At 61.7% G+C, this 15,529-nt stretch carries 8 protein-coding genes; all 8 read left to right on the plus strand.

Annotated elements, in window-relative coordinates; translation table 11 throughout:
- The first annotated feature begins 280 nt into the window (after positions 1-280).
- The 8 genes from ACMHLQ_RS14940 (at position 281) to ACMHLQ_RS14975 (ending at position 15,525) form a co-directional block, all read left to right on the plus strand.
- Positions 281-7,402, plus strand: coding sequence for a LamG-like jellyroll fold domain-containing protein (locus tag ACMHLQ_RS14940; protein ID WP_415401503.1), 7,122 nt, complete (start codon positions 281-283; stop codon positions 7,400-7,402).
- A gap of 27 nt (positions 7,403-7,429) precedes the next feature.
- On the plus strand, positions 7,430-7,981 hold the full coding sequence (locus tag ACMHLQ_RS14945; protein ID WP_415401504.1) for a hypothetical protein: 552 nt from the start codon (positions 7,430-7,432) through the stop codon (positions 7,979-7,981).
- A gap of 36 nt (positions 7,982-8,017) precedes the next feature.
- The gene (locus ACMHLQ_RS14950; protein ID WP_415401505.1) at positions 8,018-9,034 is read left to right on the plus strand and encodes a hypothetical protein; all 1,017 of its coding nucleotides are present in this window, start codon (positions 8,018-8,020) and stop codon (positions 9,032-9,034) included.
- Positions 9,035-9,166: 132 nt separating this feature from the next.
- Entirely contained in the window at positions 9,167-10,189 is a 1,023-nt protein-coding gene (locus tag ACMHLQ_RS14955) for a hypothetical protein (RefSeq protein WP_415401506.1), read from the plus strand.
- A gap of 351 nt (positions 10,190-10,540) precedes the next feature.
- Positions 10,541-13,366, plus strand: a complete 2,826-nt coding sequence (locus ACMHLQ_RS14960; protein WP_415401507.1) for a xanthine dehydrogenase family protein molybdopterin-binding subunit — start codon at positions 10,541-10,543, stop codon at positions 13,364-13,366.
- On the plus strand, positions 13,363-13,884 hold the full coding sequence (locus ACMHLQ_RS14965; RefSeq protein WP_415401508.1) for a (2Fe-2S)-binding protein: 522 nt from the start codon (positions 13,363-13,365) through the stop codon (positions 13,882-13,884). Before ACMHLQ_RS14960 ends, ACMHLQ_RS14965 begins: the two co-directional genes overlap by 4 nt.
- On the plus strand, positions 13,881-14,828 hold the full coding sequence (locus tag ACMHLQ_RS14970) for a hypothetical protein (RefSeq protein ID WP_415401509.1): 948 nt from the start codon (positions 13,881-13,883) through the stop codon (positions 14,826-14,828). Before ACMHLQ_RS14965 ends, ACMHLQ_RS14970 begins: the two co-directional genes overlap by 4 nt.
- A 4-nt stretch (positions 14,829-14,832) precedes the next feature.
- Complete coding sequence (locus tag ACMHLQ_RS14975; protein WP_415401510.1) at positions 14,833-15,525, plus strand: Crp/Fnr family transcriptional regulator; 693 nt, start codon at positions 14,833-14,835, stop codon at positions 15,523-15,525.
- Positions 15,526-15,529 lie beyond the last annotated feature (4 nt).

Raw genomic sequence — 15,529 nt, forward strand, 5'->3', positions numbered from 1 at the left:
CGCGCGTTGCCCGTGCTTTCCCATACGTCAACTTACGGTCGAAAATTTCCCTTTGTTTCAGACCGCTTCCCCACAAAATCAGCGGTTTGAACGGGCCATTGTTGTTCTGACAAGCATGGACCAAAAGTTAATGCCTGCCCCGATTTTCCAGACATTGCCGTCTGTCGCATAAGCGATCTTTGACCGCAAACCCGCGTTGCGAGGGGGTCGGGTCGTTCATAGCATTCTCGTTAAAGTAGTTACTTTCGCAAACCGTTTCAGCCCATGGAGGGACACTCCCATGTTCCAGTTCAACCAACTTGTGTCGGTCAACTTTCAAGGTGTCGTGGTCGTCTTTGGCCGTGTCGCGTCAGGTCAGTCGAGCGACATCTATTTTAACGTTCTCGGCCTCGATGTCGAAGTCGATGACGACAGTATGGACTGGATCGGGTTCACCAAGGTCGAGTTTCCAGACCAGGTGCGCCAGGTCGGCATGGGGCTGATCACGGTTGGTGCTGACGCAAGCACGATGGTGCCAAGTACGGCCCCCTTCCGGGTGGTGACGGATCAGAAATACATCAGCATCGTGCAGCAATCCGAGCTGGGTACGCTGTACATCAACCGCTTTCGCCTGCTGAGCGAACGGTCGGGGACCGACCAGAAAACAAAGAGTTACAGCCTGAACCCGGCTTGGGAAGTGCGCTATTCCCGCAGCCACAAAGAGGACGTGCCCGCCGATCCGTCCGATACGCAGGACTATCTGGACCCTGATGGTGTGCCCTTTCTTGAGCCTGCGCTGGAGTTGTCGATGGTGGATGCCGTCAAGGACGGCCAGTTCGACGTGGTTCTGCTGCCGGTGTCGGGCAGCGAAAGCTTTGCCTGGCAGTTCCTGACGCTGGATGCGGCCAAGACCGGCGTGCACCTCTTTAACTTTCCCGCCAGTGAGAACGGCCTGTTTGATGTCACCGGCAAGCCGGTCGATGCCGCCTATCAGATACAACCGGACAGCACCTTTTCAGTGTTACCCAAAGCCGGGGGCGACCCGCTGGCGCTGGCCCATGCCCCGCGTGCTGCCGTCTACGTAAAGCACGAAAAGGTTGTGCAGCCCGATGGGTCGAGCATCGGGGTCAAGCGCGCCTCGCGGGTGATGATCACATTGCCCGTGACAGTCGGCGAGGGCGTGCAGACTGCCACGATAGACACCGCCGTCGGCACCCAGGGCGTGATGGCCGATCTGTCCGGTGACATTGTCACCACCGATCTGGTGCCCGCCGAGTTCGATCTGATGTTCAACGGGGTGTCCTACCTGTCGCTGACCCCGGCGGATGCATCCGACAACCCGTTGGCGATTGCCGGGCCTTACAGCATGGAACTGATGATGGCCCCCGCGTCCCTGGGCGATCAGTTGGTCGTGATTGGTGGCGATCCGACGGCTGCGCCGGAAACGGCTGCGCCCTATCTGCGCATCGTGGACGGCGACAAGATCGAGGTCGGATTTGGTGACGGCACCACTGCGGTGAGTGCCCGCACGATGCATTCGGTTCTGATTTCCGGCACCTGGTCGCAAGTCAGCGTGACCTACACTGGCAAGGGCAAGAACCCGTTCGTGATATCTGTCAACGGCTCGATCGTGCCGCTGACGGGGGCCGAGGCCACGGCAGAGCCCTCGGGCACCCCGATCAGCCAGATCGGTGCGTCCTCTTCCGGGTTTGTGGGCGCATTGAACGCGATCCAGGTCCTGTCGGGTGAGACGGTCGTGCTGGATCTGCCCAGCAACAGCGTCGATTACAGCGTCACGCCCCCGACCACGCCCAACACGGCCTCAAGCGGGGTTGTCGCGACCGTCTTTGGCCCCAAGCCCGAGCCGTCCTCCTCCCCCGTCGACAGCAACATGAGCGGGGCCTTTTACATCGACGACATGGGCCTGACCTATTACGCGGGTCTGGCGGATTTCATCGTTCCGCAGGCCGACAGCTGCCTGATCGAGGGGTCCGACGCGCTGTTGCACCTGTATTATCAGGGGGCGGATGACCTGTTGTCGGTCGCCCAGTTTTCGACCGCGTCGGCCCGTGCCACGTTCTATTCCGACTGGACGACGGACTGGTCGGCAAATGCCCGCAAGACCGCCTTTTCACGGGACGAGTTTGCGCAGGCCACCTATCGTGGATGGTCGTCGACCGACTGGACGCCCGTGTCGCGCCGTGTCCTGTCGGCCCCGGACAAGACGCAGGCCGGGTTCCTGAATTTCGTGGCCCACCGGATCGGCACCTACATGAATGCCAGCACGATCGAGGTGCGTTCCTCGAAAGTGTCGGATCTGTTGTGCGATGTGGTGGTCACCGCCCCGGACGGTGTGGGGGTCGAGACGTGGTCGGGCCTGCCGCGCGATATCGACCAGCTGTCGCGCATCTGGAACGGTGCGGGCGGGGACAATCCCGATGACCCCGACATTCAGGTCGGCAAGCGCCCCTATTTCGACTATTCCGCCAGCCGCCCCTCGGTTCTGGTGCCGTCGACCACCAGCAACAGCGGCGGGTATTTCCTGTTCACATCGGTGCCGTTCATGCCGCTGAACCTGGGCGAGGTCACAGCCGCCCAGGGCGCGACGGACAAGTATGTCTCGCTTACGCTGGCGTCCTCGACCCCTACCAATTGGGACGCAGGCCAGGTCATCACCCAGATCTGGCCAGATGTGTCGAGCAAGGCGCGCAACGTGCTGGATACGTTGACGGGCAAGTCCACCATTTACGATTACGACACCGTTCAGACGCCCGGTACGCGGGCCTACGGTGTGCCGGTGTCGACGGCCCGGTCCGATGATCAGGTCAGCCATGTCGTCATTTTCGTGCAGGACGCGCTGAAGGATTTTGCGATCACCGTCAGCGATGCAAAGTCGCCGCATTACTGTGACGTGGAAGTTGCGGGCACCAGCCTGCCCAATGTGCCGCGCGCGCAGATCAGCTTTGCCGAGGTGCTGAACGGGCTGAGTGAAACGTATGACTATCCCGATGGCTACACGGACGGTATTGCCAAGCGTATCTATGCCCAGACCGATGGGCTGAGTGCGGATGTGGTCAACACGGACAAGGCTGTGCCCGGCGGTGCCTTTGCCTATGCGAGCCTTATTCGGACGATGTATCTGGGGGAAGAGGCCGACACCGCGCGGCTGGGCACACAGGCCAAGACGGCCGCCGCCAACATTCAGGGCGCGGTGTACGAGTTCGGTGGTCAGAGCCATGACATTGCCGCGTCCACCCTCTTTGGTGCGGTCATTGTCGATCCGCCCAGTGATGGCGGTGTGGGCCGCCTGATTGACACCGACAGCTATTCCGATGGCAAGGCCCCGGTGCTGGCCCCCGGTGTCAATGGCGGCTGGATGCGCGTCGCACCCCGTTTCAGCCTGGGCGTCAATACCAAGGGCTCGAACTATGTCTCGGTGGATGTGGACAAGGCGTTTTCGCCCTCTGAGCAGATGGCGATCAGTTCCGATCTGACGGTCGAGGGGTGGCTGAACCATATCCAGGCCCGGGGCGACACGTCTTCGCGTGCGCTGACCTACAATGTCACCGGCAACCTGGAGAACCCGGATCTGCCGCTGCGCTACATGATCGGGGCCAAGCGGGGGCCGGGCCTTGATATGGCGGCGTCAACCTATGTCGTGTCTTCCTACAACTTCGACGGTCCTGACCTGACGTTGCAGGTCTATGTGCGCCCCAACGACACCTCGGCCAACGGCACGATCGCGACCATTTCTGCCGTGCGCGGTGGGTCCGAGTTCCTGTCGCTGTCGATGACGGAGATGGGCAAGGTCGAGCTATCCTTCCTTGAAGGCGCCAGCACGCTGAGCAGTGAAAACGCCCTGCCCACGAAAAAGTGGAGCTGTGTGACGCTGACGGTGAAGGGGGTCGCGGACAAGAAGGCTGATCTGGCGCTTTATGTCGATACCGCAGCGCCGGTGACAGCGCAGGCCGACAACAGTTTCAGTGACCCGTTGGGCGCATTGGTGCTGGGCAGCCAAATCAATGAGGGGATCACGAAGACCACCCTGAACGGCGTTGCCTTCTGGCAGCGTGCCCTCAGCGCGGACGAGGTACAGCGCACCGTCGTCACGGGCTTTCCCGACAACGACACGCTGCTTGGCATCCGCTGGAACCTCGCCGAAGGGCAGGGCACCGACATCATGAACTCGGCCGCCACGGGCGCGGATTTCAACGCCAAGCTGATCAACCCGGCCAGCCCGGCGTGGAACGTCGATGGTGCCTTTGATGTGCCCTATGCCGGGCGCAACGATCTGGTGCTGGCCTCGAACCGCATCCTCAAGGGGTGGAGCCATGTGGCTCTTGCCTCGCGGCAGGGCGCGGCGCTGGAACTGGACGGGGAAAACAGTGGCAAGGTCACCGACGGATCTGCGTTCAACCCGGCCTCGAGCTTTGCGATTGAGGCGTGGATTGCGCCGGAAACCCTGAACAGCAAACAGGTGATTGTCGAAAAGCCGGGCAGCTACACCTTGTCGGTCAACACGATCGGGCAGGTCGTTCTGACGGTCAACATCAGCCAGGACCCTGAGTATTATCAGGACCCGCCCATCGAGTTCACCTACGAGGTTTCGGGCAACCTGACCGCGGGCAAAACCGCCTATGTCGCGGTCAATTTCTCGACCGGCACCGTCGACAAAAAGCCCGAAGACGGCCGCGTCATGTCCAGCTACTTCATCAAGAGCGCGCTGTTCATCGACGGCGTTCTGATCAAGGAAGCGAACAAGGAAGACTACGAAACCCCGGTCAAGGCGCAGACGGCGGATTCGTCTTTCTATGCCGGTATTTCGGGGGACGAGACGTTCAACTTTGTCGGTCTCTTGTCGCATGTCCGGGTGTGGAGCCGCACGCTGAACACCGAAGAGATCGCGCGCGTCTATGCCTTCCGTGGTTTGCCTGCGGATCAGAGCAACCTGGTGGCGGCGTGGAATTTCGACGAGATGTCCGGCAAGGCCGCCAAGGATGTGACCGAGAACCAGACGATGGAGCTGACCAGCAATCAGCTTTGGTCGATCTGGCAGGACGTGTCCGAGGCTGATCTTTACGTCAACGGCCGATCCAGCCTGCCCGTGCGCATGGTGCCTGCCGACGTCGGGGATTACGGCGATACGCAGATGACCTTTGGCTGCAATCGCAAGGGTGGGGTGGTTGATCTGCCCTTCCGGGGTCAGATTGATGACATCCGCCTGTTTTCGACCCTGCTGACCAACCAGCAGATCCGCGAAAGCATGAACAAGCCCCTGACCGGGACCGAGGATCATCTGGCGAGCTACTGGATGATCGATGCCGGTTCGGGCGATGTCGTCTATGACATGACCGGGCGTGGCAACAACGGCAGTTTGATGCCTGCCACCACCCCGCCAAGCTGGGAGCCGTCCTCTGCCCCGATCCAGAACGAGGGCCAGTATGTGGTCAACGCGCTGGGCGGTCAGCCGGATTACTATTCCGAGGCCATCGAGGGCCAGCCATCGGTCATTGAATATGCGGCCGCCGAAAAGGACGCATACGGCAACATCTTCAGCGTGATGAAGCGGGGCTATTTCTTCCGCACCGATGCGGGCAATACCGTGCTGGGCGTCGGGTTCAAGGTTGGCGATCTCGACACGATCTTTGTCGGGCAGGTGCAGAGCAAGCCGTCGATTGTCGGCTATATCGAGGGCGGCCCGCCGATCCCGAGCGAGAACCAGACGCTGGCCTATTGGTCGGGCGATCAGGGCGGGCCGGCGCGGCTGTATTCCAGCGTGAGCACAATCACTTATGTTGAAAGCGAGACCAAGACCTGGTCGTTCAGCGCAAATCAGTCGAGCACCTTCAACGGCGCCTTCAACATCAAGGGTGGGCTGTATCAGAAGTCCAAGGGCGGCACGTCAGCCGGTGTCGGCGCCGAGGTCGAGGCCGAGATCGTGACCACCGAAATCCAGGGTGGCCCGAAGCTGACCATTTCCGGTGATATCGGGACCACGGATTCTGTTGCGCAGACCCATTCCAACAGCACCAACCTGACCTCGTCCCTGACCCCGGCGGGCACGTGGGAGCCTGAGGACAACATCCTGAACCCCGTGGTGGGCCGCCGTTACATTCAGAACAATGTGGGCATTGCGATTGTGAAATCGGCCACGGCGGATCTGTTCATGATGGCCCTCAAGGGCACGCAGACGCCGGTGGGTTACACTGTTGTGCCCAATGATCAGATCCCGGTCGATACCAACATCATCGATTTCCCGATCAACCCCAAATACGTCAAGAACGGGACCCTTGATGGCAAGGTCGGTCTGGTCAACGACCCCGATTATCCCAACGCCAACAGCGAGCGCGGCAGCTATTTCAAGCCGGTCGAGGCCTATGCCCTCAAGCGCAGCATCGAAAAGGAAGAACAGCAGATCAAGGCGTATTACGACCAGTTCAGCGTCAAGAAGTACCGCGTCATCGGCTCGCTTGGCCGGGTCAAGGACAAGCTGAAGGAGAACGACGCCTACGACTTTGGCAATTCGCGCAACCAGCGCAGCCTCTACAACACCTATGTGTGGACGGCTGTGGGCGGGCAAAGCAAGGAAGAGCTGAGCGTCGCCAACAGCTATTCGGAGACCTATACCGGCGCCAGTTCCCTCAAGTTCGGGATCGGGGCCGAGATCGCGGCCAAGGTCGGCACGCCTGCCGGTGGCTACTATATCGAAGCGGATGCCATGCTGGGCAACACGTGGACGATGACCGCGACCAAATCCGAGGCGACCTCGAACGGGTTCCAGTTGCTGGCCAATGTCCTGCCGACCGACTTTCTGGCGGCACCCAAGCTGGGCAAGAGCTCAAGCGGTCAGCTGCTGTTTGAAGGGTACGAGACGACGGCCGCGCCCGGCAAGGTCGATGCCTATCGCTATATGTCCTTCCTGCTGGCTCCGAAGGCGGAGAATTTCACCGCCCTCAACCAGGTCGTCGATGCCAACTGGCTCAACAACTCGACCACGGCGTCGGCCAACGCGATGCGCGAGGCGCTGAACGATCCGACGGAGCCGTGGCGCATCCTGTACCGCACAACCTATGTGAGCCGCGTGCCCGCGCCGTTTCAGCCGGTCAAGGATGACACGAACGCGCCCAACATCACCCCGCCTGCGAACCTGCCGTCCAATGTGTGGCTGGTGGCGATCATCGATGACCAGATCACCAGCGACCGTCCCACGCCGCTGGAGATCGGTGCCGCCATCGACACGGTTCTGGGTGATCCGCGGGGCGGTCCGGGGCTGCTCAAGACCCTGATCCCGTGGTGGGCCGCCTTTTACGAAAGCGCGCAGGTCTATGGCACCGAAGACTTCATCGAACTGGCCGAGCTTCGCATCGACCTGCTCGACTACATGGTCAGCAAATACGAGGCCGAGGCCTATGCCGACAGCTGACCCAACCCCCAAGGAAAGGACAAGACAATGAAACAAAAAGATGTGACGAGCATGACGCTCACCGGTATTCACGCCGGACTGACCCTCGACTTTGCGGCCCGCAGTGGCGTGTTGGCATCCGGCGCGACCGTCAAGGCGCTGACCGGTTACGAGATCACCAGCGAGCAACCTGCGACCGGCAAGCCCTATGACGTCATCACCATTGCCAATGACGAGGACGAGACCGACCCGCCGAGCCTTGTCGTCTCTGTCTACTACACGCAGGACGAAGCCTATGAAGAGATCGACATGGGCGTCCGTTTCGAGGACATCCCGAAAGGCACCGAGCTTGAGGTGGCCTCGGACGAGGCCAAGCTGAACATCGGGCGCAAGGCCATCTCGGGGTCGAGCCTGGTGGCGGCCACTGGCAGCAACCTGGGCGAATTCAGCACGGCCATCCACATGCGCCTGTGGTTCGAGCGCCCCGACGAGATCGAGAGCGGCTCGAAGCTGTCGCTGACCATGTCGCGGGTGGATGGCGACGGTGGTGGGCCGGTCAAGAAGATCATCATGGAGCAGATCGCCCTCGTCCTCCCCTAATCCGCAACCCACCCCTTTTACAAAGGAGAAGCTATCATGGCTGATACATGGCCCGGCGTCGTTGTGCGCACCACCAAAGGCGAAAAAGGCGTTACCCCCCGCGCCAGCGCAGCGACCTCCCCGGATATCCTCATTTCCGGCAAGTCACCGTTCGAAGACCCGAGTTTCCTGACGGACCCTGCAAACTACGACAAGTCATACGATTACGATCTGTTCATCGGGTGGCCCAACTATCTCTACGTACGCGGCAAGAACTTTAGCGATAACGATCTGACCGGCAGTTGGAATCTGTTCTATGCTGAACCGAACATCCTGCTCTATCCCTATCTCTGGGAAGAAAACCAGCTTGCCACGTCGTCCGGCAACCAAAGCCCACATCTGGACATCAAGGCGGGCGCGATCGGCGCCTCGACAGATCCGTTCACCTGGGTGCCGCCGGATGTGTCGGACCACTACTGCCTGATCGGCATTGCCAACACGCCAGAACACGGCAACCCGCTGTCCGGTGTGACCAACATCAACAGCCTTGCCGAAATCCTGTCGACCAACGCAAACATCGCGCAACGCAATGTCAAAATGGTCCGGGGTGCAAAGCCTCAGGTGGTTGACCGCGCCCGGTACGATCAAGGGTCGGATGCGGCCCTGGTCGATCTGGTGGTGGTGTTCAAGAACATCCCCAAGGGCACCAATTACACGATCTCGTCCGGCACGCCGTTGAATGGCAAGGCCTTGTCCCACAGTCAGACCAACACGCAGGACAACGATTTCAAATACGGTTGGGTCAACCAGGACATCCCGGCACATTGGAACAGCATGTTCACCTACACGCTGGAATTCGGCAAAGACTGGAAAGGTATTCCCGACGGGGCCAAACCCGAAGTCGAGATCCGCGGGGAACTGGTGGTCAGCGAAAGCAGCCCGCTGTTCCGTCTGGGTGTCGATCCCGGCCCTGATCCGATTACAGGCGAGGCCCGTGTCTGTGCCCGGGGTGGTCCAGTGCGCATTCTGACGGCGGGCAGTGTGCGCTCTATCTTCCCGGATTACGGCAACTAGCGCGTCCTCCCCGCGCTAGGCAGGCGGGCGTCCGGCATGTCCGGGCGCCCTTTCCCAAAGACCCGAATTGGATCACGCGGCCACGGCGGCTGTGACAGCTGACCTGCGCCCCAACAAACAAAGGAACATCTGATGAGCAATACTCAGACATGGCCCGGACTCCTTGTGCGCGCGAGCCTCGGGGACACGGGCCGATTGCCCCGGCCCACCATCACGCAGTCGCCTGACATCCCGATTTCGGGACCTTTCCCATTCGACCGGCCCGGTTTCCTGGAAGATGCCGACACCTACGACAACACCTATAATTACGAGGTCCAAGCCGGTTTCCCGAATTACGCCTATATCCGGGGCAAGAACCTTACCAATCAGCCGATCGACGGTCACTGGAACCTGTTCTTTGCCCAGCCTAATCTTTTGCTCTATCCCTATTTATGGGAGAATAATCAGCTGGTTACAGGTGACGGCAACCTGAACCCGCCGTTTTCCATTCAACCCGGACAGGTGGGTGCGACGCCGGACGCCTTCAACTGGGTGCCGCCCGGAGGGATCGACCGGTTTTCGATGATTGCGATGGCCATCACCAAAGAGCACGGCAATCCGTTCGAGGGGGTCCATGCGATCAGCAACCTGGTCGAGGTCCTTGCCAAGAACGGCAATGTCGGGATGCGCAATGTCGAGATCGTGCGCGGTATCGTGCCCGAAATCACCTCGAGCATTCGGTATGAGCAGGGGAGCGAGGCCGCCCGCGTCGACATCATGGCCGTATGTCGCAACATCCCGAAGGGCAGCAGCTTTTTCATCTCGTCATCGACACCGCTGAACGGTCGGACACTGTCCTTTTCCATCGAAAGCACCGGCGCGACCGATTTTCGGGCGGGTTTCATTGATCTTGATATCCCGGCCAACTGGTCCACGACGTTTAACTACACCCTGAAACTGGGGTCGGACTATTCCGGGATTCCCAACGGCGCGATGCCCAGTGTGCAGTTGAGGGCCGAACTGGTGATCGAGAGCGGTCATGCCCTCTATGATCTTGGGGCGGCTGCTGAGCCTGATCCGGCAACGCAGGCTGTGCGAACCTGTGCGAAGGGCACGCCCCTGCGCGTGGTCGTGGCGGGTGGTTTCGAGACCGTGTGTGCGGATATGGGTCCCTAGAGCGACTTGCCGGGAGGCAGGAGTGCCGCATTGATATCCGCTGGCGTATCGAAAGGTCAAAGTGACCACACCCCGCAGTAGAAATTCGCGTTCAAGTAGTGCAGGCTGTCCCTGATCTGTTGTATTTTCGATTTGATCCCGGACGGAGACCGCAGGCGCGGCAGCGTCCGAACATGTGTCTGAGGCAACCCCGACCGCATTTTTTTGGCCGGGGTTTCCAGTAACACCCGCACCGATCCGGGCAGGTGAAAACGAGTGTGCTTGTCATGCGTATCCGGCTGTGCCGGGCATCAATGATCTGAGCACCGGTCGCATCGTCAGGCCGCGTGCAAGCAGCAAGGAACGAGGACAATGACCTCTGATCTCTCTTCACTTTCGGCGTCGCCTGCGACCCTGATTTCCCGCCGTTCCGTGCTGACCGGTTTGATGGGCACCGTTGCCGTGTCGATCCTGGGTGTGCCGTCGATGGCGCGTGCCAGCATGCAGGGGCAGGTGGGGCGCACGGCCTCGCCCATCCCCGGCGTTGCAAGCCGGCGCATTGACGGGGTGGCCAAGGTGACGGGCCAAAAGGTCTATGCCCGCGATTTCCATGCGCGCGATATGGAAGGGTGGCCGGATCAACAGTGGTACGGCATGTATCTGCGCGCCCTGACGACCCAGCAGCCATTTGCCGGGCTGGATCTGTCGTCGCTGCCCGCAGATGCCCGGCCCCGCCGCGTGATCCTGGGCAATCAGCTGGGCGAGGGGCTGCGTGCCCCGCGGGTTCAGTTCAGCCGCGATCTGGCCATTGATCAGCAGCTTGAGGCCCGTTTCGAGGCGCAAAAGAACGACCCGACCTTTGATCGCCCCGACGCGGTTGTCTTTGATCTGATCGTGCAGCCCGGCAACCTGCCCGATTTTCTGGGTCAGGCGGTAGCCCTTCTGGTCTTTGACAGCGCCGCCGGTTTCCGTGCGGCACAGCGCGCGATCGAGTTTCAGGACGCGAGGTTCCAGCGCTATGGCAACACCTTTGCCCGGGCAGAGCCGGGACCCGCCCCGGGCCAGCCGTTCTTTCCGCAAACCATCTATGTCAAGTATGGCGATGCGTTCAGCTATGCGACCGCTGATCCTGACACCTATCTGGACCAGGTGCCCGAATACCGCGCCAAGATTGATGCCTATCTGGACGCGCATCCCGATTATCCGCGCCACGCCTTCACCTCGAAAATGCTGGCGATGGACCCGATGTTCATGGAGCCTGAATCCGGTCTGGTCTGGCATGACACCGGCACGGGCGAGATGAACCTCGTTCTCGGCACCCAGTCGCCGGATCACGACATCGACTCGATCCTGTCGATGTATGACACCTCTGACGCGCCCTTTTCCCTCTCTGGCATCAATCTGACCAGTTGCTATCCAGGTGGCGGTTTTGGCGGGCGCGATGCCTCGCCGTTTTCGCTGATGCTGGCCCTTGCGGGGGCCTTTGCCGAGGGCAACCCCCTGCGCCTTGCCTATGACCGGTTCGAGCAGTTTCGCGTTGGCCTGAAGCGTCATGCGGCGGATCTGAAGGGTGAGGTGGTCGTTGCGCCGGACATGTCGATCCAACTGGTGCAGATGGACCTGACCTTTGATGGGGGCGGGCGCAAGAACCTCAGCCCCTACGTTGCCTCGCTTGCGGCCTTGTGCGCCGGTGGCTCGTACACGGTGCCCTTTGCCAACATCTATGCCGAAGCGATCCATAGCGAGAACATCTCGGGCGGGTCGCAACGGGGTTTTGGCGGGCCGCAGGCGTTCTTTGCCATCGAAACCGCGCTGGACGAGGTGGCCCGTGATCAGGGCTGGGACCCGTTCGCGCTGCGCCGCAAGAACCTGCTGACGCCCGGTGATACGACGGTTGTGGGTGGCCCCATGTCGCAGGAGTTGCGGCTGGCCGAGATGTTCGACATCGCCGAAGCGCATCCGCTATGGGCCGACCGGGAGGCGATCAAGGCCGACTATGCTGCGCGCGGCGAGACCTATGGGACAGGTATGGCCGTGTCGTTGCAGGCCTATGGCACCTCGGGGGACGGCATGGTGGCCGCCATCCTGATCGAGCGGACCGGCCTGCTGACTGTGCAATCGGACGCGGTGGACATGGGCAACGGGTCGGCCACGACGCTGGGCGTGGTCATCGGTGACATCCTTGGTGCCAATGCCACGCAGGTCGACATGGGGGGCTATACGCTGTGGGGGCAAACCGGGCTGACGACCGAAGACCCCGACAACAAGCGCTGGGATAACCCGGACTGGACGGCAAAGTCGGTTGGGTCATCCTCGGCCTGCCTGACGGGTCTGCATCAGGTCCACACGATGCAGCAGACGGCCCACGGGCTGATGGCGGCGGCAGTGCTACCTGCCGCGCGCAAGATGTGGGGGCTGGACCAACTCAGCGCCCGGGACACCCGCTGGATCAACAGCCTGCTGGTCTATCTGCCGGGGGGCAAGGACCCGTTGTCATGGCCCGAGATTGCGGAGTTCATCCACGCAAACGATATGTCGCGCGGCGCGTTGGGCCATGCCTATTTCCAGGACACCTGGTCCGAGGCGGATTTTCCCACGGACAGCGGTGTCATCCGGCTGCAACTGGATGGCCTGTCGCTGTACCGGGGCACGGCGGCTGACCCCGAGCGGATCGTGCGCCAGAACGGAGTGGGGCCTGACAGGGCCTCCAAACGCTATGCGCGCTATGTCTGGGCGCCCTGCCTCAATGTCATTGGCCTGACCGTCGACCGGACAACTGGCATCGTGCAGACCGAAACCGTGCTGAGCGTGTTGAATGCCGGGCGCGTGCATGTCCCGCAGCTGGTGTCTGGGCAAAGTCAGGGCGGTGTCGCCATGGCGATCAGCTACACGCTGCTGGAGGATATGCCGCCAGGCATGGAGGGGCCTGCCAACGGGCAGTGGAACCTCAACCGCTACCACGTTGCGCGGGCCGGGGATGTGCCGCTGGGCACGCGCTATGATCCGCGCGCGCGGTCGCAAGAGTTGATCGTGCTGCCCGAGAGCCCGGGCGACAAGCGCGCGGGGCGCGGGATTGCGGAGGCGGTGATGTGTTCCGTTCCGCCCGCCATATCGAACGCCCTGCGCGATGCGGTTGGCGTGCGCTACGCCGATCTGCCGATCACCCCCGACGTTATCCTGAAAGGACTGAACCAATGACGATCTCATTCACCGTCAACGGGATGCGCCAGGAGGTGGACGCCGCCCGCGCCGAGGACCGTCTGATCGACTATCTGCACGATGATCTGAACCTTACCGGGACCAAGTTCTGCTGTGGCATCGGGGTGTGCCGGGCCTGCACGGTCACAGTGTCGAAACCGCCCAACCCCGTTGCGACCCCGGTCATCAGCTGTTCCACAGTGCTCGCCACCATCGACGGCAGCGATATCAGCACCATCGAAAGCGTGGCGCAGGACGGGGTGCTGGACCCGGTGCAGGAGGCATTCCTCGACAACTTTTCCTTTCAGTGCGGGTATTGCACGCCCGGTTTCGTGATGGCGGCGCGCCTGCTGCTGGACCAGTTGGCCACCGCCCCGGTGCCGGATGATCAGCTTGATACCGCCATTCACGACGCCATCGGGTCCCATATCTGCCGGTGCACGGGATATGTCCGGTACTACGAGGCGCTGCGCCCGCTGGCCGAGGCGGTGAACACCCGTCAGGAGGCGACGCAATGATCCGCCCGGTTCTTGTTGCCCTGCTGCTGGCCGCTCCGGCAGCCGAGGCCCAGACGACACCCAACGAGGACTATGCCGCCGCCTGTCGTGCGGCCGTCGGCCCGCTGCCGGTCTTTTCCTGCGCCGATGGTGTGCCCGTGCCGATCACTGTTGACGGTGTGCCTGTGACGGATCGCGCCCCGGCCACATGCGACCGCCCGTCGCTGTTGGACAATGGTGCCGGGTCAGACGGGCAATGCGTGCCGTTCTCGCGCATCCTCGATCTGTCGACCGATAAGATGCAGGTGTCGGTGATGTGCCGCCAGAAGGTGTTCCGCTCGATGTCGTCCATGGAGTTTGACGAGATCGATGTGATTGCCCACAACCCCGACACGGGCGAGACGTGCTGGTTCCAGGCCTCTGCCAAGGGCGGCGTGCCGGTGGATGGCGCAGAGGTGCCTGCGCCCACGGCGGCCGTCGATGACAGTTTCTGGAAAACCCCGCAGGACGTGGCCGAGGATGGCTGTGGCGACTGCCATGACAACGATCCATTCATGTTCTCGCCCTTTGTCGGGCAGGTCTGGTCGGCTGTGCCGGTCAACCCCTTCGGGCGGTACGCCCATGTCGCACCCGAGTTCGGATTTGGCGCATGGCCCACCACCGCGATGACCCCGCGCGACAACACCTGTGTGGGCTGTCACCGGATCGGCATCGGGGCTGTGAGCTATGCAGGCCAGAAGGTGGGCAGTTGTGCCCAGTTGACCGACTGGATGACGGGCATCGACATTCCGCCCGGTGCGGACGGCCCGGCCAGCACCTATCCGTTGTCGCATGCGATGCCACCGGGCTTTGGCCAAACCGAGGCGGCGTGGAACACGATCTATGCCGAGTCCGTCGCGCAGATACGGTCGTGCTGCGAGGACCCGTCGCAGACCATGTGCAATCTGTCCCAGATACCGGGGTGATCGGATGAAGAACGCTGTTCGCTTTCCGCATTTGCTGAAGTCCAGCATGCTGTCCGATCTGCCCGAAGATCAGAAGGTGGATTTTCTGAACACCTGTGCGGTGCAGTTCCATGCCGAACCTGCCCAGGTTCTTGTGCAGGGCGAGCGCCCTATGGGGATGTTCCTGGTGGCGCATGGCATGGTGGAGGTGGGGTATTTCACACCGGGCGGCCAATGCGCGATCCTGCACCATGCCGGGCCGGGCGAGATGCTGGGCCTGACCGAGGCCGTGGCCAATGCGCCCTGCGTTGCCACCTGCCTGACGCAGCCCAGCACGACGGTGCTGTTCTGCCCGACGCCGTTGCTGTTCGAGCATCTGAAATCGCCCGTCTTCATCCGCAATTTCGCGATGAACTTTTGCACGATCCTGGCGCGTGACAACAAGATACGCTCGGTCGATCAGTTCCAGTCGGTGGATCAGAAGATCTGCAGCTACCTAGTGCGCCTGTCCAGCCAGTCCCAGACCATCCGCAAGAGCCAGTCCTACCTTGCCAACATGGTCGGCTGTTCGCGCCAGACCATGAACCGGATGCTGGGCAGTTTGCGCGATGACGGCATCATCGAGCTGCGCAAGGGCGCGATTGTCGTGGTCAATGCGACGGAGTTGCAGGAGCGGGCCGAGACGCATCCCGAGATCGACACGTCGCGGCTGAACTGACGGT

Source organism: Tateyamaria algicola, from assembly GCF_047715485.1.
GTDB lineage: Bacteria > Pseudomonadota > Alphaproteobacteria > Rhodobacterales > Rhodobacteraceae > Tateyamaria.